The organism is Kribbella sp. NPDC023972, from assembly GCF_040639075.1.
In the GTDB taxonomy this organism is placed as follows: domain Bacteria; phylum Actinomycetota; class Actinomycetes; order Propionibacteriales; family Kribbellaceae; genus Kribbella.
The window spans coordinates 124,638-150,583 of record NZ_JBEZZH010000015.1; the positions used below are offsets into that span (position 1 = coordinate 124,638).

The 25,946-nt window shown below is 69.2% G+C and carries 19 protein-coding genes; 9 read left to right on the top strand and 10 right to left on the bottom strand.

Features of this window, described 5'->3' with window-relative positions; all coding sequences use genetic code 11:
• The first annotated feature begins 35 nt into the window (after window positions 1–35).
• The 4 genes from AB0F43_RS36580 to AB0F43_RS36595 all read left to right on the top strand — a co-directional run bounded on the left by AB0F43_RS36580 (window position 36) and on the right by AB0F43_RS36595 (window position 4,184).
• On the top strand, window positions 36–845 hold the full coding sequence (locus tag AB0F43_RS36580; protein WP_360487953.1) for a CAP domain-containing protein: 810 nt from the start codon (window positions 36–38) through the stop codon (window positions 843–845).
• A gap of 205 nt (window positions 846–1,050) precedes the next feature.
• A complete protein-coding gene (locus tag AB0F43_RS36585; RefSeq protein ID WP_360487956.1) occupies window positions 1,051–2,028 on the top strand; it encodes a CAP domain-containing protein in 978 nt (325 codons plus the stop codon).
• 193 nt (window positions 2,029–2,221) lie between these two features.
• Complete coding sequence (locus AB0F43_RS36590; protein ID WP_360487959.1) at window positions 2,222–3,844, top strand: hypothetical protein; 1,623 nt, start codon at window positions 2,222–2,224, stop codon at window positions 3,842–3,844.
• 79 nt (window positions 3,845–3,923) lie between these two features.
• Window positions 3,924–4,184, top strand: coding sequence for a hypothetical protein (locus tag AB0F43_RS36595; RefSeq protein ID WP_360487962.1), 261 nt, complete (start codon window positions 3,924–3,926; stop codon window positions 4,182–4,184).
• Here the strand turns inward: AB0F43_RS36595 and AB0F43_RS36600 are convergent.
• Entirely contained in the window at window positions 4,138–5,121 is a 984-nt protein-coding gene (locus tag AB0F43_RS36600; protein ID WP_360487965.1) for a helix-turn-helix domain-containing protein, read from the bottom strand. The two genes, AB0F43_RS36595 and AB0F43_RS36600, sit on opposite strands and share 47 nt — an antisense overlap.
• An 82-nt stretch (window positions 5,122–5,203) precedes the next feature.
• Between AB0F43_RS36600 and AB0F43_RS36605 the strand changes: the two genes are divergently transcribed.
• The gene (locus AB0F43_RS36605; RefSeq protein WP_360487968.1) at window positions 5,204–5,965 is read left to right on the top strand and encodes an MBL fold metallo-hydrolase; all 762 of its coding nucleotides are present in this window, start codon (window positions 5,204–5,206) and stop codon (window positions 5,963–5,965) included.
• A gap of 270 nt (window positions 5,966–6,235) precedes the next feature.
• Here AB0F43_RS36605 and AB0F43_RS36610 read toward each other — a convergent pair whose 3' ends face one another.
• Complete coding sequence (locus AB0F43_RS36610; RefSeq protein WP_360487971.1) at window positions 6,236–7,093, bottom strand: MOSC N-terminal beta barrel domain-containing protein; 858 nt, start codon at window positions 7,091–7,093, stop codon at window positions 6,236–6,238.
• A 77-nt stretch (window positions 7,094–7,170) separates the two neighbouring features.
• Here AB0F43_RS36610 and AB0F43_RS36615 point away from each other — a divergent pair, with 77 nt between their 5' ends.
• Window positions 7,171–7,686 (top strand): helix-turn-helix transcriptional regulator, encoded by a 516-nt coding sequence (locus tag AB0F43_RS36615; protein WP_360487974.1) that lies wholly within the window; start codon window positions 7,171–7,173, stop codon window positions 7,684–7,686.
• Here AB0F43_RS36615 and AB0F43_RS36620 read toward each other — a convergent pair.
• A complete protein-coding gene (locus AB0F43_RS36620) occupies window positions 7,649–8,455 on the bottom strand; it encodes a fused MFS/spermidine synthase (RefSeq protein WP_360487977.1) in 807 nt (268 codons plus the stop codon). The two genes, AB0F43_RS36615 and AB0F43_RS36620, sit on opposite strands and share 38 nt — an antisense overlap.
• 19 nt (window positions 8,456–8,474) lie before the next feature.
• Window positions 8,475–9,611 (bottom strand): glycerophosphodiester phosphodiesterase, encoded by a 1,137-nt coding sequence (locus AB0F43_RS36625; protein WP_360487980.1) that lies wholly within the window; start codon window positions 9,609–9,611, stop codon window positions 8,475–8,477.
• A gap of 282 nt (window positions 9,612–9,893) precedes the next feature.
• Here AB0F43_RS36625 and AB0F43_RS36630 point away from each other — a divergent pair, with 282 nt between their 5' ends.
• Entirely contained in the window at window positions 9,894–10,886 is a 993-nt protein-coding gene (locus AB0F43_RS36630) for a malate dehydrogenase (protein WP_360487983.1), read from the top strand.
• Between the two features lie 91 nt (window positions 10,887–10,977).
• On the opposite strand, the gene AB0F43_RS36635 is transcribed toward AB0F43_RS36630, so the two are convergent.
• The 6 genes from AB0F43_RS36635 to AB0F43_RS36660 all read right to left on the bottom strand — a co-directional run bounded on the left by AB0F43_RS36635 (window position 10,978) and on the right by AB0F43_RS36660 (window position 23,844).
• Window positions 10,978–14,298, bottom strand: a complete 3,321-nt coding sequence (locus AB0F43_RS36635; RefSeq protein ID WP_360487986.1) for a S8 family peptidase — start codon at window positions 14,296–14,298, stop codon at window positions 10,978–10,980.
• Window positions 14,299–14,406: 108 nt separating this feature from the next.
• The gene (locus tag AB0F43_RS36640) at window positions 14,407–17,730 is read right to left on the bottom strand and encodes a S8 family serine peptidase (RefSeq protein ID WP_360487989.1); all 3,324 of its coding nucleotides are present in this window, start codon (window positions 17,728–17,730) and stop codon (window positions 14,407–14,409) included.
• Window positions 17,731–17,884: 154 nt separating this feature from the next.
• Complete coding sequence (locus AB0F43_RS36645) at window positions 17,885–19,288, bottom strand: ABC transporter ATP-binding protein (RefSeq protein ID WP_360487992.1); 1,404 nt, start codon at window positions 19,286–19,288, stop codon at window positions 17,885–17,887.
• Window positions 19,285–21,012: an ABC transporter permease subunit gene (locus AB0F43_RS36650; protein WP_360487995.1), complete on the bottom strand. Its 1,728-nt coding sequence runs from the start codon at window positions 21,010–21,012 to the stop codon at window positions 19,285–19,287. The genes AB0F43_RS36645 and AB0F43_RS36650 overlap by 4 nt, the downstream gene beginning before the upstream one ends.
• Window positions 21,009–22,490, bottom strand: coding sequence for an ABC transporter substrate-binding protein (locus tag AB0F43_RS36655; protein WP_360487998.1), 1,482 nt, complete (start codon window positions 22,488–22,490; stop codon window positions 21,009–21,011). Before AB0F43_RS36655 ends, AB0F43_RS36650 begins: the two co-directional genes overlap by 4 nt.
• 643 nt (window positions 22,491–23,133) lie before the next feature.
• Window positions 23,134–23,844, bottom strand: coding sequence for a transporter substrate-binding domain-containing protein (locus tag AB0F43_RS36660; protein ID WP_360488000.1), 711 nt, complete (start codon window positions 23,842–23,844; stop codon window positions 23,134–23,136).
• Window positions 23,845–24,003: 159 nt separating this feature from the next.
• On the opposite strand from AB0F43_RS36660, the gene AB0F43_RS36665 reads away from it, so the two are divergent.
• Both AB0F43_RS36665 and AB0F43_RS36670 read left to right on the top strand, forming a co-directional pair.
• Window positions 24,004–25,275, top strand: a complete 1,272-nt coding sequence (locus tag AB0F43_RS36665) for a glycoside hydrolase family 18 protein (RefSeq protein WP_360488003.1) — start codon at window positions 24,004–24,006, stop codon at window positions 25,273–25,275.
• Entirely contained in the window at window positions 25,276–25,911 is a 636-nt protein-coding gene (locus AB0F43_RS36670) for a phosphotransferase (protein ID WP_360488005.1), read from the top strand.
• Window positions 25,912–25,946 lie beyond the last annotated feature (35 nt).

The window sequence follows — 25,946 nt, forward strand, 5'->3', positions numbered from 1 at the left end:
GTCAGCCCGGCCTGCCCTGGGCAAGGCTGCAGACCATGACGAGCCACAGACGCCCGCAGCAACGCCATGGAGTGATCGGGCCGATCCTGGCTTCGGTCACAGCCCTGGTGCTGATCGTCGGCATCGGCTGGTTCGTCATGGACCGGACCGCGCACGTCCTGACCAGCCAGGACCGGCCGTTGACGACGACGACTGACGACCTGTCCGTGACACCGAGCACTCCGGCGACCACGCCGGTCACGACTCCCCGTCGTACCACGGCAACTCCCGCACCGACCGTGACGCCGACCCGCTCGAAGGCGACCCGCCCGACGCCGGCTCCTCGCCATACGACCACGGCCCCGAGCCGGGACGGCAGCCGGACCCCGCAGCCGTCGGTGACGTCGACGCCGACCCGGACCAGCAAGCCGACGGCGACCAAGACGACGACCAGCGCACCGTCGGGTGGATCGGGTACGGCGGAGGCGCAGGTCCTGAAGCTCACCAACGACGAGCGGGCCAAGGCCGGTTGCGGACCGCTGCGGACCAACACCGCGTTGACGAACGCCGCCGAGGCGCACGCGGCCGACATGGTCGATCGGCACTACTTCGCGCACGACAGCCTGGACGGCCGCAGCCCGTTCGACCGGATGAAGGCGGCCGGGTATCGCGGCGGCGCGATGGCCGAGAACATCGCGGTCGGCTACCAGAGCCCGGCGGCCGTGGTCGAGGGCTGGATGAACAGCCCCGGCCACCGCCAGAACATCCTCAACTGCACCTACACGGTGATCGGCATCGGGTACGACGCCGGCCAGGTGAAACCCGAATGGGGCAACGGCAGCTGGGTGCAGGACTTCGGCGGCTAGGCGGATCCGAGCCACCGAACCCCTGGGCCTGACGGTTAGCGCTTGCCGACAGAACCTTCGGGAATCGTTAAGAGGTGTCGCGAACCTGTAACAGTGACCTGTCCCCTCGGTTAAGGTCGCTGTTCGGCAACCAGGGACCTGGCAGCAACTGCAGCGGGAACGACGAGCACTCGGTACGACGAAAACGAAGAGGATTCGCCCACCCATGACGGATTCGCCTACCCCCCGGCGGCACCGCGGCAGTAGAAGAGCCCCCCGGCGGAGCCGTGGCCTGGTCGGCCCGGTCGCCAGCGCGTTGTCCGTCCTGCTCGCGATCGGCCCGGTCGTCTGGCTGATGTCCCGCGACAGTTCGACGGTCGACGGCGCGACCAAGGTCCTGAACGTGTCCGAGGACACCCGCCAGGACGACGCGGGCCGTTCGGTTGTCGACGGCACCAACTCCTCCGCCACGCCGGACACCACGGTCACCAAGACGCTTCCGAACGGGGCGACCACGATCGTCACCGGTACGCCGGCGCTCGGCTCGGCTGCCTCGACGCTGACCTCGGACACACCGGCCGCGACCGGTTCCCCGAGCGGCACCCCGGATGACACCCCCACGAACACCGTCACCACCGCACCGACCGGCAGCGTGACGACCGTGACGGTCAGCCCGACCGCATCGCGCACCACGAAGACCAGCACCACCCCGAAGCCCCAGCCGACGAAGACCACCCCGACGAAGACCGAGACCAGCGAGCCCCGGCCGAGTGAGACGACCGAGCCGCCGGCCGGCGGTGGCGGCACCAACGCGCAGGAGCGCGAGGTGCTCAACTACACCAACCAGATCCGGGAGCACCAGGGCTGCGGCCCGCTCCGGCTGGACAGCGCGCTGGTCGAGGCGGCCGGGAGACATGCGTCCGACATGGTCCGCCGGCACTACATGGATCACACCAACCCTGACGGCCAGGACCCGGGCGACCGGATGGCGGCCGCCGGCTACCGCGGCTCCGGCTGGGGCGAGAACATCGCCGCCGGGTACGAGTCCGCACAGGAGGTCGTCGCAGCCTGGATGAAGAGCGAAGGACATCGCAAGAACATCCTGAACTGCCGGTTCACCTCGATCGGCATCGGCTACGACCCCGGCCAGGTCAAGTCCGACTGGGGCCCGGGCAGTTGGGTCCAGGACTTCGGACGAAACTGAGCGGGACTGTCATTGTGCTGAAAACACTGAGTGTGGCGAGGACGTTGTCTCACCGCCACAACGTCCGGCCGCTTCATGGCCGGTCGCTGCGGGTAGATCCGTCCTTGTCATGTCGCCGGACACTGGGGGTTTCCGGTGAGACGAGTGGTGAGGCACGTCTTGGGGGCGAGACAGTGAAGGGAACAACGAAATAATGTCCGAGTCCGGCAACGGCCGGTACAAGCCACGCAGGAAAGCGACCCGGGCCGCCTCGCGCGGATCACGGTCCAGCGCGGCCCGGCCCACCCCGGCGGAGACCACTCCGCCACCTCCACCGGAACCGCCCCGGTACGCTCCGCGGACCAGCGACGAGTCCCCGTTCTGGGCCACCGCCCAGTCCGCGGCCGCGGCCAACCAGTCCCCCTTCTGGGCGAACACCCAGTCGACCCCAGGCGCGGGCACCCAGCCGATCGCCCGCCCGTCGTCGCCATCCAGTGTCGGCTCCCCCACCCTCGGCGACACCGCGTCGGCGCGCTCCTACCCCCGCGTGAGCGACCCCACCCCGGGCGACACCACCCCGCCGCGGTCCTACTCCCGCGCTGCAGCAGCCGGTACGACCAGCGCAGCCTCCGACCTGGCCGACATAGCGTCCCGCTCCTACTCGCGCGCAGCAGCCGGCGACAGCGACACCACCTCGTCGCGGTCCTACTCCCGGGCTGCGGCCGCCGGTACGACGTCCGCCTCGGACTCCGGCCTGGGTGACAGCGGGTCGTCCCGCTCATACTCCCGCGCGGCCGCCGGAGGGTCGCCGTCGTGGGTTACGCAGTCCGCGGCGGGGGCGGCGACCGAGGCGTCCGCCCAGCCGGGGCGGCGGTTCGCCTCGACGAACGAGGCCGACTCCGCGACCACGCCCACCGGAACGTCGAGCTCCCGGGCCGCCGGGACTGCCATCACGACCGCCGCCACCGCAGGCCCGACGACCCCGACCGCCGCGGCTGCCTCAGGTGGGGGCGGCCGCGGCGGTTCGCGCACCGCCGCCCGGGCCGCCGGCGGCGGTCGCGGCTCGCGGGCGAAGCGACCCGTGGTCGCGGTCGCGTCCGTCGTACTGGTGATCACCCCGATCTCGTGGATCCTGCTGCACCAGCCGCAGAACGACGAGGCCGACGCCTCCATCCCGATCGTCACCCGCACCGACGACACCTACGTCACTCCCACCACCAAGCCGGTGTCGAACCCCCCAACTCCCAAGCCGAGCACGCCATCGGCCACCCCGAGCGCGACTCCGTCGGCCACCCCCACGGACTCGGCCACCCCGACCTCGACCCCGTCGACGGCTGACCCCACCGGCCGCCCGACGTCGTCCCCCACCGAAGGCCGCACGACCACGGCCCCCACCACCGCCCCAACCCCGACAGCCAGCCGCACCACAACGACAACCCAGCCCTCCACCACCCCGCCGCCGCCCGTGGACGACGGCAACATGTCGGCCGACGAGCTGGAGTTGTTCAAGATGATCGACAACGCCAGGGTGGACAAGGGTTGTGCGCCGCTCAAGCGCGACAGTGACCTCAGCGACGGCGCAGGTGCTGACGCCACACAGCGCGCCAAGTCCGGCAACACCAACTCGTCCAATACGTCCTCGTCCACCGCCGGTGGCGAGAACTGGACGGCTCAGGATGCGTTCGATCAGATGATGGCCCAGAGCAGGAGCACCGTCCTCAACTGCGGTCTGACGACGCTGGGCGTCGGGATGGACGACGCCAGGTACAAGGACTGCGTGCTGATTGTGGTGTGCACCACAAAGACTCGGGTCGCCTGGGTGGCCGACTTCTCGTAAGACGCGCGTACGTTCACAGGGTGTTGGTGGGACCATGGGTGGGTACAACCCTTGGTCCACCAACCCTGCGGGAGGCCGGATGTACGGGGAACGCGACGACCTGGACCCGCCCCGGCCCGCGCACTTCGGCATCCCGCCGGAAGCGCTCGCCGACGAGCGCCCCGATCCGCGCCCGGACGAGGCGAAACGGATGGGCCTGAGCCGTCACACCGAGGAAGGCGCCGTCCTCTACTTCGCCTCCTCGCTCGACCGTGAGAAACCCGGTCACCGGATGATCGCGTGGGTTCTGCTGATCACCTTCGCGGCGCCGGCGCTGTATACCCTGCTGCTCCTGCTGTGAGTCCGCCGAACTCCTGACGATGCCGCTGCGGCGTCGTACCGAGCAGTGCGTGGAAGTGGTGGCGCAGCGCCGCGCTGCTGCCGAAGCCGCTCTCGGTGGCGATGCGCTCGACCGGATGGTCGGTGGTCTCGAGCAACAGTCGCGCCCGGTCGAGGCGCTGGCGCAGCAGCCAGGCCTGCCCGGAGCTGCCGGTGCGGGCGCGGAACTGCCGGGTGAAGGTACGACGAGACAGCGCCACCGCGGCCGCCCACTCGTCCAGGGTCACGGGCTGGTCGAGCCGGGCGCGCGCCCACACCATCGCCCTCTCGATCACGTCGTCGCTGGGATCCGGCGGGACCGGGACGGGGATGTACTGCGCCTGTGAGCCGCTGCGATGTGGTGCGACGACGATGCTCCGGGCGAGCCGCTCGGCCAACTCGACGCCGTGGTGGGCGCGGACGAGGTGTAGACAGCAGTCCAGCGATGCCGCCGTACCGGCCGAGGTGACGAGATCGCCGAGGTCCGACCAGAGGACGTCCGCGCGGACGGTGATGTCCGGGTGCCTGGCCTGCAGTTGGTCGGCCCACTTCCAGTGCGTGACGACCTCCCGGCCGTCCGCGATTCCACTCGCCGCGACCAGGAACGCCCCGATGCACAGCCCGACGACGGTCGCGCCGCGGGCGTGGGCGCGCTGGATGGTGTCGATCAGCACGGCGGACGGTTCGCGGTCCGGATGCCAGCTCGGCAGGATCACCAGGTCCGCTTCGTCCATCGCCTCGAGCCCGTGGTCGACGGTGATCCCGAAGCCGGCGTTGGTCCGCAGCCGGCCGGGTTGCTCGGCGCACACGTGTACGTCGTACTCGCCTGGCCCACCGAGGCGGTCGCCGAGCACCAGGCACGGGACGGACAGGTGGAACGGACTCATCTGGTCGAAGGCGAGGACGGCGACAGTGCGCATGGAACCAGTATGGCCCGATCTTCAGGAACTGTGGCTCTCGGGCCAATGGTGGCGCTGCGGTCTACGACCGAGGATCGTCCTCATGAAGATCACGCATATCGGCGGCCCGACCGCACTGCTCAGCCTGGGTGGACTAACTTTCCTGACCGATCCGGCCTTCGACGAGCCACAGGAGTATGCGCTGCCGACCGGCCGGGTGATGAAGAAACTGATCGGTCCGGCGGTGCCGGCTGCCGACCTTCGCCCGGTCGACGTCGTCCTGCTGTCGCACGACGAGCACAAGGACAACCTCGACGACACCGGGCGCACACTGCTGCCGTCGGTCCCGGTGGTGCTGTCGACTCCAGGCGCGGCCACCCGGATTCCCGGCGTACGAGGCCTGGAGAACTGGGAGTCGGTGGAACTGACGCGGCCTGACGGCGGTGCCATCACGGTGACCGGCGTGCCCGCGCTGCACGGCCCAGAAGGCGCCGAAGCCGTGCTCGGTGTCGTCACCGGCTTCGTCCTCACCGCCGACGACCTGCCCACCGTCTACGTCTCCGGCGACAACGCCTCGGTCGACCTGGTCAAGCAGGTCGCCGACCGCTTCACCGTCGATGTCGCAGTCCTGTTCGCCGGAGCCGCCCGCACTCCCCTGATGAACGGCGCGCCGCTGACCCTCACCTCCGAGGCCGCCACCGAAGCCGCCCATCTCCTCACCCCGGCCACCATCGTCCCCGTCCACACCGAAGGCTGGTCCCACTTCTCCGAAGGTCCGGACCACCTGTCCGCCACCTTCAAGACCGCCGGCCTGTCCGACCGCCTCCACATCCTCACCCACGGTGTCGCCACCACGGTTGATTGATCTCTTGACGCACCTGCACCTACACGGCGGTCACCGGGCGGTACCGGGTCGGCTGCTAGTACACGCCGTGTGAGGTCCAGGACGGCGTGAGATCGGTGGGCTGACGGCACACGTCGTACCATCCGGGCTGCCCGACAGTTCCACGTCGTACGACGGAACACCGGGGACGCGCGCGACATCAGCATGGAAAGGTGCCGCGAACAACGGGATCGATGCCAGCAGCAACAACAGGATCGGGTGCAGACTCCCCGAACTGGTGGAGTCTGCAGGTTACCGACGGCTCGGCGCCGGGTCCGGCCCTTCCGGGATCCAGTCGTGTACGACGATCTCATCGCCTACGTGAAGGGTGCCTCCGGCAAGGACCGCGGCCTTCATGCCGAAGCTGACACCACCGCCGTAGTCCGGCTGCCGGCGGTACGTCGCCAGCGTCCGGGTCGGCTCCGGACCACGCTTCTCGCCGGTCGCCTGGTCGACCGTCGGGACCGCGCAGCGGATCGAGCGGGCCGCGTACCCGATCTCGACCGAGCCGGCCGACATCCGCAGCACCTTGTCCTCGGTGTGTGGCTCGGGCCAGCCGGCGACGACGATGTTCGGCCGGAAGCGGTTCATCGGGATCGGGTCGCCGCCGCGCTCGACGATCCGCTCGTTCAAGCCGTCCAGCGACGACAGAGACGTGATCAGCAGCGCGTGCGCGTCGCCGAACCCGGTCTGACCACGGTGCACACCCCAGCCCGGCCGCTCGTGCTCGGGCGTCACCCGGACCAGCCCCGTCGGCTTGCCGAGCCGGGCGGTGAACCACTCGTCCGCGGCCGGATCCTGCACCACACCCTGGCCGAACCACTTACCGAACAGGCTGACGTCGCGCCGCTTGCCGTCGTACTGGATCGGGATCTCGAGGTCTGGCGCGCCATCGGCCGACAACCGCAGCACGTCGTCGAGGATCTCGGCCCGCAGCGCCGCCATCGCCGGGACGCCGCGCTGACTCAGGAAAGTGCCGTCCGGGTCGACGAGCATGAAGTTCCGGTCGTGCCGGAGCCCGGTCGGCCCCACCTCGGCCTGCTCCACGGGCACCCCGGCCAGACCCTTCACCGGGTAGTAGGTCAGAGCGGCAACCTTCGCGACGGACATGGCCCAATCGTAGCTTGACTCCTGTCGGTTGCATTGTTTGATCATGTTGGATTATGTTTGATCGCGAGGAGGCCGACATGAACGTGGAGACGTTCGCCGACGCTCTGCGGCGAGTCCGGCAGCAGGCCGGGCTCACCTACCGAGAGCTCGCCGATCAAGCGCACTACTCGCACGCACACCTGGTCCGGGCGACCAGCGGGAGGCAGTTGCCAACCTGGCCCGTCACCGTCGCGTTTCTGACCGGATGCCGCGTGCCACCCGAACTCCTGCCGGTCTGGCGCCGGCACTGGGAGTCCGCGGCCCGCGATGCGCAGGACGTCGTCGAACTGCTGCGGACCGCCGAGACCCTGGCGGACCTCGGCACCGCACTGTCAGCACTGGCGCGGCCGAGGTCAGCGCGAAGCTTGGAGCGACTGACCGGCATTCCCCGAACCACCATCCAGGCGTGGTTCCAGGGCACTCGGCTGCCCGGCCGGGATCGGCTTGACCTGCTGGTCCGCGCGGTCGGGGTGACAACCACCGAGCGTACGGAGGTCGCGCAGGCCCTCGACCGGATCAGCGCCGGAAGGTGCCGGGTGGGGCGGGCGGCGTGACGAACCCCTCGGCGTCGGTGAGCGGGACCGCCTTGCCGGCCAGCTCGGTCAGCGGCATCACGTCGTACGGCGGCTGAGCCCGCCGGCCGATCGCGGCCAGGTCCGGGACGGGCTGCCGGGACGCGACCAGGATGACGTTCCCGAAACCCTTGCCCCGAAGGACTTTCCGCTCGGCCAGCACCACCCCCTCGCGGAGGACGCCGCGGACCGTCGCCGCGGTCCGGCGGATGAACGGCAGGCCGGCCGTGCCGTCGATCAGGTTGGCGACCAGTACGCCGGTCGGCCGCAGCACCCGGGCGCACTCGGCGAAGAACTCGGTGGTGACCAGGTTCGACGGGACCGCCTCGTGCTCGAAGGCGTCCAGGATCACCAGGTCCATCGAGTCGTCGTACAGCTCGGTGATCCCGGCCCGGCCGCTGACCCCGCGGACCTTGATCCCGGATCGTTTCGGCAGCGGCAGCGCCTCGCGGACGAACTCGGTCAGGTCCTCGTCGGGTTCGAGCACGATCTGCCGCGATCGCGGCCGCGTCACCGCGACGTACCGCGGCAGGCTCAGCCCGGCGCCGCCCACGTGCAGGACGGCGACCGGCTGACGTCGAGGGGCGACGGCGTCGACGACATCGCCGATCCGCCGCATGTACTCGAAGGACAGCTGGGTGGGGTCCGCGAGGTCGACCTGCGACTGCAGCGATCCGTCGACGCGAAGCACAAAGGTCCCGTCGGCCTCGGCCTCGACGGTCGCGATCCCGGAGCCGACCTTGCGTTCCACCCAGCTATCTTTTCAGGCCCTACTTGGACTCGGCCTCCTCGGCCACCGCGATGTCGGTGTTGTCGGTGAACAGCCCGTCGATCCCGGCCTTGCGGTACGCCGCGATCTCGCCGAACAGGTTGCCCGAGTCCGCCGCCACCGCCGAGCTGTCGAAGTTGGCCGGCAGGAAGTTGTTCTCGACCCGGAAGGTGTACGGGTGCACGACCAGGCCGGCCCGGTGCGCGTTGGCGACCAGGGCGGTCGGCTGACCGAGCTTCCCGGCGGCGTCGAGCGGGATCACCTGGTCCTTCGACGGTCCGAGCCCCTTGGCGTACGTCGCGACCTCGCGCAGACCGGCCGGGCTGACGATGTCGGCGTACGTGCGCTTGTCACCGGCGACGACGAAGTCGTACGGCGCTCCGGACGAGCTGGTGAGCTGGACGAGCGGGACCCGCAGCTGCGGGCGCAGGGCCTTGAGGTTCGACACCTCGAAGGACTGGACGAACACCTTGGCCTCCGGGCGGTTCAGGCCGTTGCGGTTGAGTGTCTTCACCAGCTCCGGCTCGAGCGCCAGGCCCTGCTGCTGGAAGTACGTCGGGTGCTTGGTCTCGGGGTAGATGCCGATCGGCCGGCCGAGCTCGCGGGTCAGCCGGCGGCTCAGGTCGATCACTTCCTGCAGGGTCGGGACCCGGTAGTGACCGTCGAACACGGTGTTGTGCTGCCGGACCGCCGGGATGCGCTCCTTGGCCCGCAGCGTCCGCAACTCGGCCAGGGTGAAGTCCTCCGCGAACCAGCCGGTCACCGCGACACCGTCGAGCTGCTTGATCTTCTTCCGGGCCGCGAACTCCGGGTGCGCCGCGACGTCCGTCGTACCGCCGATCTCCGGCTCGTGCCGGGCGACCAGCACCCGGTCCCTGGTGATCACCAGGTCCGGCTCGATGAAGTCCGCCCCCATCCGGGCCGCCAGCTCGTACGACGCCAACGTGTGCTCGGGCCGGTAACCAGACGCACCGCGGTGCCCCACGATGACGAAGTCGTCGCGATGCTTCGCGGCGGCCTGCACGCCGGTGTCAGGCGCCGAGGTGGGCACGGCCTGCGGGACCAGGAAGGCGGCGGCGACAGCGAGGGCCGAGGCGGCAGCGGGGACGAACCGGCGGGGCAGCACCGTTCGTGTCATGGCAATTCTCCTAACGCGTCAGGGATTGGGGCTCACACTCTTGGCGGGGAGCGACATCGGGACGGCCTGATGGCGGACGGATGGTTGCTGCGGGGTGAACGATGCCACGGCGCCCGGTCCCGGTCGAGTGTGAAGATGTCCGCCCCTCCTCTTCCTTCTTCTTTTCTTCGCCCGCCGAAGGCGGGCGGGTGTGAGGAAGTCGTGGGTGCCCCAGCGTTGGTCATGGCGGCTCGGCTTGCTAGCGTCCGAAGCACACAGTCACAAGAGTTCGAGGAGCGTGTCGTGAGCACTACACCGGTGAAGGTGGCCGTTACCGGGGCCGCTGGTCAGATCGGCTACAGCCTGCTGTTCCGGATCGCGAGCGGTGCGCTGCTCGGGCCGGACACGCCGGTCGAGCTGCGACTGCTGGAGATCACCCCGGCGCTGAAGGCGCTCGAGGGGGTCGTGATGGAGCTCGACGACTCGGCCTTCCCGACGCTGGCCGGGGTGGAGATCGGCGACGACCCGAACGTCATCTTCGACGGCGCGAACGTGGCCCTGCTGGTCGGCGCCCGGCCGCGGACCAAGGGGATGGAGCGCGGCGACCTGCTGGAGGCGAACGGCGCGATCTTCACCGTCCAGGGCAAGGCGCTGAACGAGCACGCCGCGGACGACATCCGGATCACCGTGACCGGCAACCCGGCCAACACCAACGCGCTGATCGCGAAGAGCAACGCGCCCGACATCCCGGCCGAGCGGTTCTCCGCGCTGACCCGGCTGGACCACAACCGCGCGCTGGCCCAGCTGGCGAAGAAGACCGGTGTGCACGTCACCGACCTGAAGAAGATGACGATCTGGGGCAACCACTCCGCGACCCAGTACCCCGACATCTTCCACGCCGAGGTGGCCGGCAAGAACGCCGCGGAGGTCGTGAATGACCAGACCTGGCTGGAGAACGACTTCATCCCGACCGTGCAGAAGCGCGGCGCGGCGATCATCGAGGCCCGCGGCGCGTCGTCGGCGGCGTCCGCGGCGGCGGCGACGATCGACCACACCCGCGACTGGCTGCGCGGCTCGGCCGACGGCGACTGGCTGTCGATGGCGGTCGTCTCGGACGGCTCGTACGACGTACCCGAGGGCCTGATCTCCTCCTTCCCGGTCACCACCAAGGACGGCAACTGGGAGATCGTCCAGGGCCTGGAGATCAACGACTTCTCCCGCACCCGCATCGACGCCAGCACCACCGAGCTCGGCGAGGAACGCGAAGCCGTCAAGGCCCTAGGCCTCATCGGCTGACAGCCCACCAACAACTCAGCCCTCCGCCCCCTTCGGGCGGAGGGCTGAGTTGCGTCAGGCGCAAGCTCGCGGCCCTACCCCACCGCCCGCGTCAGCGGAGTCGGTAGGCCGCGATCACCGTCTGGGTCGCGGTGTTGCCGTCCCGGTCCGTGACCACGGACCGCAGCGACATCACCTTCGCCGCCGGCGTCTTGAAGACAGCGGCGTACCTCCCACCGGCCTTGGGTACGACGATCGCCTTCTGCCACGTCTTGCCACCGTCACCGGACACCTCCACCGCGACGGACCGGATGCCGGGCACCTTCGCCCCCGGCTGGTGCACCACCGCGAACGGCAGCGTGGTCACCATCTTCCGCTCCACCGAGTTGTTCGCGTCCACCGCGGGCCGGAACTCCACCGACCGCAGCGGCAGCACCTCCTTGGCACCTCCGGTATCGCGCGAACTGAACGTCCACACGTTGTCGACTCGCGTCGCCAGCTGGAGCAACGACCGCTGCAAGGACACTTCCAGCCGGTACGACGCCTTGTCCGCCGGCACGTTCTCCACGAACAGCTGCCCGGCCCACGTGTCGTCGCCGGCCAGCAACTTGCCATTCCGGTAGAGCCGGGTGACGCCCTGGTCGTACGACAGCGTCGTACCCGCGTGACCGTCCTGGTCGGAGACCGGGAACATGAACACGGTCAGCTCGTTGCCGGTCCGGTAGCTTCCGTCGCCCAGGCCGAACCCGGTGTTCGCGACCGCGGCACCCCACCGCTCCCGGTACGCCCGGCCCGGCGTCATCGTCAGATCGGCCGAGCTCAGCGACAGCGGGTACTCGTCGTCCTCACCCTGACGCACGATCTGCGTGACATCGCCGACCCAGGTCTGGCCCTCGGCGTCGAAGAAGTGCGTCGCGGTCGCCGGTACGTCGTACTCGATCGGGATGCCGGCCGTCGTACTGCCCACCCCGGGCAGCCAGGCGAAGCGGTCGTCGCTGGCGATCAAGCCGACGTGATCCGCGGTGTACTGCGCCCGCACCGTGGCCAGCTCGCTGTGCCGCACGACCCGGTGGTAGCCGGTGTAGTAGCTGTCACGTTTGGTCTGCACGAGGTTGTAGCTGTACGGCGCGTTGCGCAGACCACCGGCCTTACCGGGGACGACCCAGCGCGAGTTGGCCCAGCTCAGCATGTCGTCGGCGGGCGCCGGCGCTCCCACCGAGCCGACGTACAACTTGCTCAGGTCCGACGTCGCCATGGTCGCCTCGTGCGCCCATTCGGCCAGTGTCCGCCAGTACCCGACGTGCGCCTCGACCAGCTTGGTGTCCTTGCGCGGCAGCGTCATCGTGATCGGCTTGGCCTTGCGGGCGTCGACCGCCAGCGTGGTGGCCCGGCCGACCGTCAGATTCGGCCACACCAACTGATAGGTGCGCTCGGCGTCGTCGCCGACCAGGCCGTCGACGAAGTACCGGCCCTTCGGCAGCCGCAACTTCGCGACCCCTTGGGCGTCGGTCTCCACCTCCTTGAGGTAGTCCTTGTCGATGCCGTAGATGACGGTTTGGTTCCGGTCGGCGCCCTTGCCGTTCGGCAGCAGGTGCCGCACTGTCACGTCGTAGCTCTCGATCTCCTTCTCCACCACGAACGGAGTACCGATGGAGACGCCGGACGCGGTCGCGACGACCCGACCGGCGTACAGACCGTCGGGCCCGTTGTGCCGGGTGTCGGAGGTGACCGACACCGAGGCGCTCTTGCCGGCGGCGATCGTCAGCGAGGTCGCGCTCAGTGTGAAGGCTTCCGCCGGAGCGGGCTTCCCGTCGACGGTCGAGCTGATCTCGAAGGCCAGCGTGACCGGTTCGGTGCCGAGATTCCGGTAGGTCAGTTGCCTCACCACCGGCTTGTCGTCCTGGTGCGGCCACAGCGCCTTCCCGAACGACAGGCTGGCCGGCACAGGAAGGAGCGAGGCGGTGATCGCCTTCGCCGCGTCGATCCGTCCTCCGCCCTGCTCGTACGGCGTGAGTCCGTCGAGCGGCTTGGCTGTCGCCATCAGCGCGGCCTTGAGCTCGGATGCCTTCCAGGCCGGGTGTTGCTGCACGAGCAACGCCGCGGCGCCGGCCGTGTGCGGGGTCGCCATCGAGGTGCCGTCGAGAGACAGGTAGTCCTTGCCGACCGGGTCACCGATCACAGCGTTCTTCGCCTTGGCAGCGACGATGCCGACACCGGGTGCGGTGACGTCCGGCTTGATCCCACCGTCGCCGACCCGCGGACCGCGGCTGCTGAAGTTCGCCAGCACATCCTTCTTGTCCACGGCACCGACGGTCAGCGCGGCCGCCGCGGAACCGGGCGAGTTCACCGATCCCACCTCGGGACCATCATTGCCCGCAGCAACGACGAACAATGCGCCGGTCTTCGCCGTCAGCCGGTTCACCGCGGCCTCGATCGGATCCAGCTCGGGACCGTCCAGGCCACCGAGACTGACATTGACCACCCGGGCCTTCTGCTGGACGACCGCCCACTCCATTCCGGCCAGGATCGCGGAGTCCTCGCAGCCGCCCTCGTTGTCGCAGACCTTCGCGTCGACCAGCTTCGCATCCGGCGCGACGCCCTTGTACTTTCCGTTCGAGGCGGCCGCCGTACCGGCGATCGTTGAGGCGACGTGGGTCCCGTGACCGAAGCCGTCACCGGCGGGACCGGTGGTGAAGTTCTTGGTCGCGACCACCTGCCCCTTGAAGTCCGGGTGGGTGCTGTCGATGCCAGTGTCCACGACGGCCACCCGCACACCCTTGCCGGTGTAGCCGGCCTTCCAGGCCGCGGGTGCGCCGATCTGCGGCACGCTCTGATCGAGCGTGGTGTGCCGCTTGGCGTCCAGCCAGATCTTGTCCGCCGAGCGGGTCCGCGCCGCCGTACCCAGACCACTGAAGAACTCGCTCGCGGCCGCTTTGTCCACCTTCACAGCCGCCAAGCCGACGGTCGGCAACTCTCGGCCGAACGTTGCCCCTGGCAACGCTTTGCGAGCGCGTGGCCCGGTGGAGCTGATCAGGACCGGGATAGCCTTCGCGTGCGCGTCGTCGTACTTCATCACCAGCAGGCCGGAGACGTCGAACAGCCGGCGGTCCAGCCGACCGGTTGTCACAGCCGAGCTGACATCCAGCGGGATCACCGAGAGCCGGCCATCGGTCCGGCTGATCCGGAACGTCACCCCCTCCCGGCCCTTGCCCGGCGTGACGGTGACGCGCTTGAGGTCGCCGTCCTTCAGTACGACGCGGTCGCCGGTGATCAGGGTGATCACCGTGTCTCCCGCACTCCTCGGACTGACTGTGGTCTTCGGTTCAACCTTCTGCTCGGCGGCTTGTGCCCCTCCGCCGCCGGTGAGCGACACCGCAAGCACCGCGGCCATGACGACCGCGATGCCTGCCAGCGCCTTCTTCCTCAACCCCATTGGTTCCTCCCCGAGATCTCATCGGCCCGATCGGGCCTAGTCGTGGAGTGTGACGCTGCGGATCACGTCAGGGTTGATTGCGGTTTCCTCTCTGCTGTTAGGGATTCGTCATCTGAGCGGGTAGGCGCCGATCACGGTCTGAACGGTGACGTTGCCCTGGGCATCGACCAGCTGAGCCTTCAACGACACGGTCTTCGCGCCCTTCGGGGTGGCGAAGATCGCCGTGTACGTGCCCTTGCCGGCCGGTGCTACGGCCGCCTTCTGCCAGGTCTTGCCGTCGTCACCGGAGACCTGGAGCTCCACCTTCTTGATCCCCGGCAACAACACACCCGGCTGGGCGTCGACGATCACCGGCAGCACGGTCACCGGCCTGCGCTCGGCGACGTTGTGGCCGTCCACCTTCGGCTGGTAGCGAACCCCGAGCATCGGCAGCGGTGTCTCTTCGGCCGTGGCGCCCGAGGAGAACGTCCAGCTCAGGTCGGTCCTGGTGCTGAACGTCGAGTACGTCTGCCGCGTCTGCGAGCTCTGGAGCGTGTACGTCGCCTTCTCCGCAGGCAGACCGGTCGCCTCGACGTAGCCGAAGTACGGCGACTCCGCCACCACCTTGCCATCGCGGATCAGCTTGCTGGACTCGGTGTCCGTCCGGCCGAACCCCTTGTTGCCATCGGCATCCGACAGCGAGTAGGCGGACAGCAGGAGCGCGTCGTCCGACCGGACGGCGATCTGGGGCGTCGGCGTCAGCGCCGCCGCGTTGTACCGCTCGCGGTACGTCTTGCCCGCCATGTACCCCCGGTCCGGCGAGGTCAGCCGGGTGATCGTGACCGGGAACGGATCCTCAGGGTCAGCGCTCGGCTCGATCTCACTGACACCCGTCTGCCAGGTCGCCGGCTTGTCGTCGGCCAGCAGCTTCGTCGCGGCCGGGACGTCATACGGAAGGACGATTGCCCAGGACATGCCCATGTACGGCGCGATTCCGTGGACGGTCCGCTCGACCTGCCGGTCCGAGGTGGCGTTGATGTGCTGGTCGACCACAGCCAGGTCCTTCGCCTTGACGTCGCGGACGAAGCCGGTCGGGTAGACCCCCGGCGTCGTGTCGACCTGGCCGTACAGGTACGGCGAGTTCGCGAACGAGCTGTTCTTGTCCTGCTTCGCCCACTGCGACGTGACGTGGCCGGTCATCTGCTCCGGTGGCAGCGCTGGGCCCACCTGCGCGGCGTAGACGCCGTTGAAGTCGAACAGCAGCGACGACGAGCTCAGCCCACGCCGTCCGTCCGCGGAGATCCGGTCGTAGCCGACGTCGGCGACCGCCACCGAGGCATCGGCCTGAGGAACCGTGACCTTGACCGGCTTCGCGGTCCGGGCGTCGAGCACGACCGTGGTGTTCTTGGTCAGCTGGACACTCGGCTGGACCAGGGCGTAGAAGTCGGCACCCTCACCACCTGGCCGCTCGACGATCTGATCACCCTGTACGGAGTACTCGCCCTTCGGCAACCGCAGCTTCGTGGTCGGGTCGTCGGTGAAGGCGAACAGGTTGGTGTCCAGGCCGAAGATCAGTCCGAACGCCGCGGCCGGCTTGCCGTCGGTGCCGACGTTGCTGATGGTGAGCTCGTAGCTCTCCTTCTCCTTGTTCACGCCGAGCGCCGACACGACCGTGGCGTCACCGCCGGTCGCGGTGATCCGGCCGGAGTAGCCGCCATCCGGGCCGCTGTGGTTGGTGTTCGACGTCGCCTGCACCGACGCGATCCCACCAGCGGGAACGGTGACAGTGGTCGCGCTGAGCTTCAGCGCGTCGGCCGGAGCGGGGGCTCCGTCCGGACCGGTCAGCGTCGCGGTGAGGGTGAGCGTGACCGACCGGTCGCCGAGGTTGCGGTAGGTCAGTGTCTTCGTCACCGGGGTGTCGTCGTTGTGCGGCCAGACCGCCGTACCGAACGAGACACTGCCCGGTTCGGTGATCACGGACTGCTTGATGCCTTTGGCAACGTCGATCCGGCCTGCGCCCTGCTCGAAGGTGTTCTGGCCGTCGGCGGGTTTGGCCGACGCCATCAGCGCGCCCTTGAGCTCACCGGCCTTCCAGGTGGGGTGCTCCTGCGCCAGCAAGGCGGCGGCTCCCGCGGTGTGCGGGGTGGCCATCGACGTACCGTCGAGCATCAGGTACTGATCGCCGACCGGCTCGCCGATGATCGACTTCTTCGCCTTCGCCGCCACGATGGCGACACCCGGCGCGGTGACGTCCGGCTTGACCGCACCGTCGCCGACCCGCGGGCCGCGGCTGGAGAAGATAGCCAGCTTGTCCTGCTTGTCCACCGCTCCGACGGTCAGCGCGGCGTCCGCACTGCCGGGCGAACCGACCGTGCCCTCGTCCGGACCGGCGTTACCGGCGGCGATCACGAACAGTGTGCCGGTCTGAGCGGTCAGCCGGTTGACGGCCTCCTCGAGCGGGTCCACCTCCGGGGTGTCGGTGCCACCGAGGCTGAGGTTGACGACCTTCGCTTTCACCTCGTTCGCGGCCCACTCCATGCCACCGAGGATCGCGGACTCGGGGCAACCAACGAGCTCACAGACCTTGCCGTCGTACAGCTTGGCGTCGGGTGCGACACCCTTGTACTTGCCGTTCGAGGCCGCCGCCGTACCGGCGATGGTCGACGCAACGTGGGTGCCGTGACCGACCAGGTCCTCGGCCGACTCCTCGGTGAAGTTCTTCGCACCCGCGACCTGACTGGCCAGGTCGGGGTGGGAGGTGTCGATACCGGTGTCCAGTACGGCGACCGAGACGCCCTTGCCGGTGTACCCGGCCTGCCAGGCGGCCGGAGCGCCGATCTGCGGGACCGACTGGTCGAGGCTGATCTCGCGCTTGCCGTCGAGCCAGATCTTCTCGACACCGGCCGCGGATCGCACCGAGGTGACCCCGGTCAGGAAGGTGGCGGCCTTGGCCTTGTCCACCTTCATCGCCGCGCCGTTGACGACCGGCAGCTGGCGGGTCACCGTCGCCCCGGGTGCGGCGGACCGAGACTGGGTCTTGCCCGAGTAAGTCACCACGACCGGGATCGCCTTGGTCGACTTGTCGTCGTACCCCGCCTTGATCAGGCCGGTCACATCGAACAGCCGGCGGTCCAAGCGGCCACTGGCGAGCTGGTCCTGGACGTCGGAAGGTACGACGTACAGGTGATCCTTGGTGCGCTGGGTGCTGAAAGTGATGGCGTCACGGCCGGGCCCAGGCTTGACCGCGGCTCGTGCCGGGTCGCCGCCGTACAGGGTGATCCGGTCGCCGGTGACCAGCGTGACGTGCCGGTCGGCTGCCTGGGCCTTGCCGGCCCGGGCTTGGGGTTGGTCTTCCGGTGGTGCCGCCTGAGCCAGGCCGGATAGGCCGATACTCAGGGCTGCGATCGCGGCGACGGCCAGGCCGAAGCGCCTCGATCGAGGTGTGGATCGCACGATGAGTCCCTCCCGTTCGGTTGTCCTCACATCGGGCCGGTCGGCCGCCTCACACAGCGGAGCCGCTCGGCCACTCACCGTTAGATGTCCGGACCAGACCAAATGGTTGCGCGAAGCCCCTGCCTTGGCATGAAGCTGCACCGATCGGTTCCGATCACGACAGGATTCGGCCCTGGTGCATGACGAGCGTGCGGTGGGCGATGTGCTCGACCAGGCGGTGGTCGTGGGAGATGAAGAGGTAGCCGAGGCCGAGCTCCCGCTGGAGTTCGGTCAGCAGGTTGATCACTCCGGCACGGACCTTCGCGTCGAGGGACGAGACCGGCTCGTCGAGGACGAGCAGCCGGGGATCGCTGGCCAGAGCGCGGGCGATGCCGACCCGCTGGCACTGACCGCCGGACAGTTCCCGCGGCCGACGGTCGGCGAGCGACTGGTCGAGCTGGACCTGGTCCATCAGCTCGGCCACCCGGGCCGGCCCGGTCCGCCGGTCCCAACGGCCTTGGACCTTGAACGGTTCAGCGATCGCGTCGCGGATCCGCAGACGTGGGCTGAGCGAGCCGTACGGGTCCTGGAAGACCGGTTGCATGGCCGGGCGGAGGCGATGGATCGTCCTGTCGTTCAGGATCGTCCCGTCGAGGCGGACTTCGCCGGCGTCCGGACGGCGAAGCCGGAGTACGGCGGACGCCGTACTGGACTTGCCGCAGCCGGACTCGCCGATCAGAGCTACGGTCTCGCCGCGGTGGATGTCGAAGGACACATCGTCGACCGCCGGCTCGTCGCGGCCGCGGTATCGGACGGTCAGGTTGCGGACGGCAAGCAGCGGCGGGTCGGCTGTCGGCGGCGGGCCGGTCCTCGGACGAATGCTTTCGGCGCGGGCTGAGTCGGCGACCCGGCCTTCGTGGAGACTGAGGGTGCGGTCCGCGTACGTCGCGACCGCGTCCTGGTCGTGGGTGACGAGGACGACGGCGGAGTCGTCGGTCAGTCCGGTCAAGAGGTCCAGGATCTGAGCCTGGATGCGGGGATCGAGGGCGGTGGTGGGTTCGTCCGCGACGATCAGTTCGGGCTGGTTGACGATGGCCATCGCGATCACGGCGCGCTGCCGCATCCCGCCGGAGAACTCGTGCGGATAGGCGCGGGCCCGGCGGTCCGCGTCGGGAATGCCGACTCGGTCGAGCACGGCGGTCGCCGCTTTGTACGCCGTCGTGCGGTCGGTGCGCTGCACGGATCGGACGGCGAGGGCGAGCTGGTCGCCGATGGTGTGGACCGGGCTCAGCACCGAGAGGGCGTCCTGGGGTACGAATCCGAGTCGGCGGCCACGCAGGTCGGCGTACGTCGACTGGGCGGCACCGGCGAGCTCGCGGCCGGCGAAGCGGATGCTGCCGTCGACCTCGGCCTCGGGTGGAAGGAGTCCGAGCACGGCTTGCATGGTGAGGGACTTGCCGGCGCCGGACTCGCCGACCAGGGCGAGGACTTCGCCTTTGGTCACGGTGAAGGACAGGCCGCGGACGGCGTGGGTTTCGCCGATCCGGACGTGCAGGTCGCGGACGTCGAGAAGGGTCATGTGCGCCGTACCGTCGACAGGGAGACCGCGAGGGCCGCCAGGATGAGGAGCATGATCGCGGGCGCGAGGGTGGCCCAGGGGGCGCGTTCGACGTACGGCAGCGATTCGGCCAGGCCGGAGCCCCACTCGGGGGCCGGCGGTTGCGAGCCGAGGCCGAGAAAGCCCAACGAGGCAAGGGCCAACGCGATCCCCGGCAGCCGGAGTACGGCGTGCCGCGCGACCGGACCGGCGACGGCCGGGAGCACGTGGCGGGTGAGGATCCAGGCACGGCCGGCGCCGATGGCCTGCTGGGCGGTCAGGTAGGCGGCGGCCCGGGTTTCCTGGGTGAGGGCTGCGGCGTGAGCGGCGAGCGGCGGCCAGGAGACAAGAGCGACCGCGATCGAGGCACCGAGGGCGCCTGGTCCGAGGACGGCGACGACGAGGACGCCCGCAATGACGGGCGGTACGGCGTTCGCGGTCTCGGAGATGCCTTCGGTGATGGCCGGACTGAGACCGGCTACCAGGGCGATGACGAAGGAGGCGACGCAGACGAGGACGGCGGTGCCGATGGTGGTGGCCGCGCCGTGGCCTACGCGCGCGAGGACGTCACGGCCGAGTGAGTCCGTACCGAGCGGGTGCTCCCAGCTCGGGGACGCGAGGCGGGCGGTGGTGTCGAGGTGCAACGGATCCAGGGCGAGGCCCCAGGCGATCGTTGCCGCGAGCACGGTTGCGCAGACGACCGGTACCACCGGTTGTCTTGTGGTCTCCGCAGGGGCGGTGGGCAGAGTCAGGGCCTGGTCGCGGAGGCCGGGGCCGAGTAGGCGGCGTCGGGTCGCTTGGGCCACGAGACCGGCGGCGACGCCGAGCGCGATCAAGAGGAGTACGGATCCTTGCAGTAACGGGAGGTCTTGGGACTCGGCGGCACCCAGTGCGGTCCGGCCGATGCCCGGGACGGCGAAGACGGTCTCGACGGCGACCGCGCCGCCGGTGAGTCCGACCGCGACCAGGCCGAGTTGGGGTACGACGGCCGGAGTGGCACGTCGTACCGCGGCCAGGGCGATGCTGCGGGGCGAGCAGCCGGCCGACCGCCACAAGCTGACCCAGCGCTCTGCGAAGACCGCGGGCAGCGCATCGTCGACGAGCCGTCCGAGAATCCCGCCCGCCGGCAGCGCGAGCGCCAGTGCGGGGAGGACGAGATGCTTCGGCCCGTCCCACCCGTACGGCGGCAGCCACCCGAGCCAGACCGAGAACGTCAACATCAACAAGGTCGCCAGCAGGAACTCCGGCAGAGCCGCCAATCCTGTCGCGATGACTCCGTTGCCTCTGACTCTCGCGGTTCCCCGCGCACCACGAACCAACGTAGGCCAGCAGATCGCAGCCGCGAGGAGGATCGCGATGCCGAGCGCGGCACCCATCAGGGTCAAGGACGCGGCCGCGGCCGTCAGCACCGAAGGCAGGACCTCGGCTCCGTTCGCCCACGACGTCCCGAGATCGCCGCGAACCACTCCCCCGAACCACCGTCCGAGCAGCGTGATCGGCCCGGCATCCAGCCCGAGCTCGCGGCGGACAGCCTCGATCGCCTCCGGAGTCGGCTCCTGCTCAGCCGCCCGGGCCCGCAACACCGACAACGCGGGGTCCCGGCCCGACAACCAGGGCAACAACCCGATCCCCACCACAACCACGGCCAGGGCACCTACCCGGGACAGCACCGCAACGCGCTGGCCGGGTTTTACTCCCACCCTCATTTCAGGCGGGTCGACGCTGTCACCAGTCGCCTCTCCCGAGGGTCCTTGGCTGAATCGGCGAGCGTGGTGGCGTCGCCTTGGATGACCCGTTCGTGCAGCAGCGGGACGGCTGCGTCGGTGCGGAGTACCGCCGCCTCGGCTGCCAGGATGGCGGCGCGGCGCGCGTCGCCGGTGTCGGTCGCGGCCGCCTTGGTCAGGGCTGCGTCCACGTTCGGATCGCAGAGTTGGGCGATGTTGAAGGAGCCTTCGCAGGCGAAGTCGGAGTACAGGTATGCGACCGGGTCGCCCGAGTCGAGCACCGTCGCGCGAGACAGGATGAAGGCGTCGAACTTCCCGGCCAGCGCGTCCTCCTCGATGTGCGCGTACTCGCGAACCACCTGCTTCACCGTGAATCCGGCCTGCTGCAGTTGCTGCTGGAGCACCGACGCCACCTCCGGCAGTTCGGCCCGGTCGGAGAACGTCGCGAGGGTGATCGTCGTACCGGCCGGCGCCTTCGCCGCAGTACGATCGGTCAGCTCCTTCCGCCCTTCGGCCGCCCACGGCAACGCCGGCCCCAGCAGACCGGCCGCCTTGTCGGCGCGCCCTTCGTACACACCCTTCACCAGTGCGTCCCGATCGATCGCGTCCCGGATCGTTGCCCGCAGCCCCGGATCCCGCAACGGCCCGGACTTCGTGTTCAGGTACAGCGTGTTCGTCCGCGGCATCGGCACCTCGGTGACCGTCTCAGGTTCGAGCAGGGCCGCCTGCGACACCGGGATCGACTCGGCCAACTGCGCCGCACCGCTCCGGATCGCGGCCGCCCGGGCCGCACCGTCCGGTACGAACGACACGTCGATCCCGGCCGCCTGCGCGCGCCCACCCCAGTAGCCGTCGTACCGATCAAGCCGCGCGCCGGACGTGCCACGGACCTCGACCAGCTCGAACGGCCCGCTCCCGGTGCCGACCGGGTTGACGCGTGTCGCCGTGTACGCCGCCTTGGACAGGATCGACAACTGCGGTGACGACAGTCGCTGCGGCACCAGCGGATCCGCACTCGCCGTACTGACGACCAACTGGTTGCCCTTGGCAACCGCAGTCAGTCGGACACCGTCGAGGATCCGCGGTTTCGATGCGGCCGTCGTGGCACGGGTCAGGGCGTAGGCCGCCACGTCGGCGGTCAGCGTCGTACCGTCGTGGAACTTCACCCCTGGCCGGATGGTGAACTCCCAGCTCAGCGGTGAGACCCGCTTCCACTCGGTCGCCAGGCCCGGCTGCGCGTCGCCGATGTCGTCCAGGGTGACGAGAGTCTCCGCCGTACTCCACCGGGACAGCTTGAACGCGTCATCGCTGAACGGCGACAGGCCCGATCGCGGCGGCTGCATCATCGCCACCTTGATCCGCCTGTCGCTCGTCCCGGCGACCGGGGCCGGATCACTCCCGGCGGCGAAGCAGCCGGTCAGGAGGAACGACGACAGGACAACAGCAGCAACAGCACGCACGCGAGTCTCTTCCCGGATGGCGGACGGGTCACCGGGAAGCTAGCACATGAAAACCATTATCGTTAAATCGTCAGCTAACCAGATGCAGTCGCCGGGGGCCTGAACAGGATCCGGTGGCCATGCACAGGAAATATCGGCTCTCCTGCCGGATGTGTGGGTGATTGTTCACCGGTACGGGATCCAAGCCGGTCGCCTGTCGCCAGCTCCATGTACTCGTGACGAATCAGCAGACCGGCGGGTCCCGGTCCTGCCGTCCGGGGAGAGTTTTCCGCCCGATCCGGGACAAAACCCTCCCCGATCCATCATCGGACCACCATCCACAGCGAACGCATCCGACAGGCTCCCAACGCCACGGACCCCGTAGCAGTCGGCCGCCGCCCCATCGCTGCTCCGCCCGGGACCCACGGGGACCGCGGGGTCGATCGGGGAGTCTGGCCTGTCGATTCAGGTGGCTGGTGCTCCCCACCCCCCGATGACCCAGGCATGGACCCCGGGAAACGGTGCGATTCCGGACATATGCCGGCGCATCCGCGGCCGCGTCGAACGAAACACCGCCCGTACATCGAGCGGAACAGCCGCAATAACCTGAGTGCGGCCCCCGCCGGGTGTCCAAGCACCCCATGCCTGGCCGGGGGCCGGGGGGTTAGGCGGGTGGGGCGACGGTGGCGTCGGGTTGATTGGAGCGGGTGAGGGAGTCGGCGATGAAGCCGGAGGTCTTGAGGTCCTCGATCAGCGTGTGGAGGTAGGCGACGGTGTCGGGGTGGCGGGTCTTGGTAGTGCCTACGGCTTGCTGGATCTGCATGAAGCGTTCGTCGATCAGCCGGCACTCGGGGTGCCCGGCAACGAACTGCGTGATCGGCTGACGGATGCCGGCGGCAACTTCCAGGCCGTCGGCCAGGAACACCTCGGTGCCTTCGTCACCACGGACGATGGTTGCGTGCTGCAACGTCCGGGTGAGATACAAGTCGTACGCCGAGCCACGCTTCACCCCCACTCGGACACCAGCCCGATCGACGTCGGCGACAGTCGTCAGCTCGGAGTCCCGTCGTACGGCGAAGACACCTTCGATGATCACGTACGGCGCGGTGAACGCGACCCGGTCGGCCCGGGCGGGCTCGATCGCGAGGAAGCAGATGTCGGCCTGATCGGTGGTCAGCGCTTCGAAGGACTTGCGAGCCGCGTCGAAACAGAGCAGTTCCAGCGGCAGCTCGAGCCGGCGCGCGATCTCCCGCGCGATGTCGACCGTGACCCCGGCCGGCTCCTCCGGCGTCCCCTGCGCCAGCACCGGATTGCCCAGGTTGATGGATGCCCGCAGTACGCCGGACGGCGCCAGATCCTCACCCACACTCGTCATGCCGCGACCCTACCGCCGTTTATGTCAGCAACGGCCCGCCGTTACTTGGATCAGATAGGAAACTTTCTTGACCATCTTTCGGTAGAGTCATTGCGTAAGTCTGGGAACGGTCATAGAGTCGGCGCCACCTTGTCCCTGGACCGCCCGATTGGGAGTCAGATGAAGCGTCGGAGTGTGGGGTTGCTGGTGGCGGCCGTGACGGTGATGGCGGGCCTGACCGCCGTACCGGCCGAAGCACACAGCAGCAAGCGAGTGGTGGGGTACTACACCAACTGGAGTGGGTACGACCGGAACTTCCTGGTCAGTGATCTGGTGAAGAACGGGACGGCCGCGCGGCTGACCCACCTGAACTACGCGTTCGGGTTCCTCGACGAGCACGGCACCTGCGTGAGCAGCGACCCGTGGGCCGACTACCAGCGGCCGTTCACCGCCGAGCAGAGCGTCAGCGGCCAGGCCGACCAGCCAGGACAGGCGCTGAACGGCGACCTCAATCAGCTCAAGCAACTCAAGCAGAAGTTCCCCAAGCTGCGGATCAGCATCTCGCTGGGCGGCTGGACCGGCTCGAAGTACTTCTCCAACGCGGCCCTCACGCCGGCGTCGCGGGCCGCGCACGTGAAGTCCTGCCTGGACCTGTGGCTGAAGGGGAACGTCCCCGGCCTGCCCGCCGGCGCGGCGAAAGGTGTCTTCGACGGCATCGACCTGGACTGGGAATGGCCTGGCAGCGCAGGCGCTCCGGGCAACGTGGTCCGGCCGGAGGACAAGCAGAACTTCACCGCCCTGGTGCGCGAGTACCGCAACCAGCTCGACAAGCTGTCCTGGCCGTTCAAGGGCCGCTACAACCTGACCGCGTTCGTGCCGGCCGATCCGGTGCAGGTGGACAACGGCTTCGAGGTTCCGAAGGTGTTCCGGGAGCTGACCTTCGGTACGACGCAGGGCTACGACTACCACGGCGCCTGGGACCCGGTGACGAACCAGCAGTCGGCGATCGACGGCCCGGCCGGCGACCCGTCGACGGCCGAGTTCAGCTCGCAGGTGACGATCGACGCCTACCTGTCTCGCGGCGCACCGCGCAGCAAGCTGGTGATGGGGGTGCCGTTCTACTCCCGCGGCTGGACCGGCGTGACGAACCAGAACAACGGCCTGTTCCAGCCGGCCACCGGCCCGGCGCCGGCGACGTACGAGGCGGGCTACGAGGACTACCGGCTGCTCAAGGCGAAGTTGTCCGGCTTCACCGTGCACCGGGACGAGAAGGCCGGGTTCGCCTGGTTGTTCGACGGTACGACGTTCTGGACCTGGGACGACCCGGTCGAGATGAAGCGCAAGGCGCAGTACATCTCGCAGCGCGGACTCGGCGGCGCGATGATCTGGTCGCTCGACGGCGACACCGAAAATGGGGAGCTGATCTCGGCGTTGCACCGTAACCTTCGCTGAGTGGACCTGAACGCTCTGGTGGATAGGTTCGGCGCGCGCAGTGCCGAGCCGATCCACCTCGGCATGTCCGCGGCGACCGTGGTCCGCCTCGTGCGTCGCTCGGAGCGCCTGTTCTACAAGGCCGGCCCGGGTGTCGACGACGAGGCGGACCGGCTCGCCTGGCTGGGCTCGACCGGGTTCCCGTGCCCCCGCATCGTTGATCGAGGCAACAACTGGCTGCTGACCACCGAACTCCCCGGCCGCGACGCCTCCCAACCCTGGCCGACCGCCCAGCACCCTGCCGTCCTGACCGCGATGGCCGACGGACTGCACGCCCTGCACGAACTCACGGACTGCTCGTTCGACTCAGGGTTCCCCGGCGCCCGCGAGGTCGTCACCCACGGCGACTACTGCGCCCCCAACGTGTTCATCGACCCCGACACCCTTCGCTTTAGCGGTGTCCTCGACCTCAGCCGGCTCGGCACCGGCGACCGCTATGTCGACCTGGCATTGATGTTCCAGAGCCTCTCCGGCACCCTCAACCCGCAGTACGGCGGCCCACCCGCGGCCCGGCGCTTCATCGAGACGTACGGCGCCGACCCCGACGACCCACGCATCGCCTACTACAACGACCTGGACAACTCCGGCGCCTTCTAGACCATCGGCCCCGGGCGTACGCTGGCCGTGGGGGC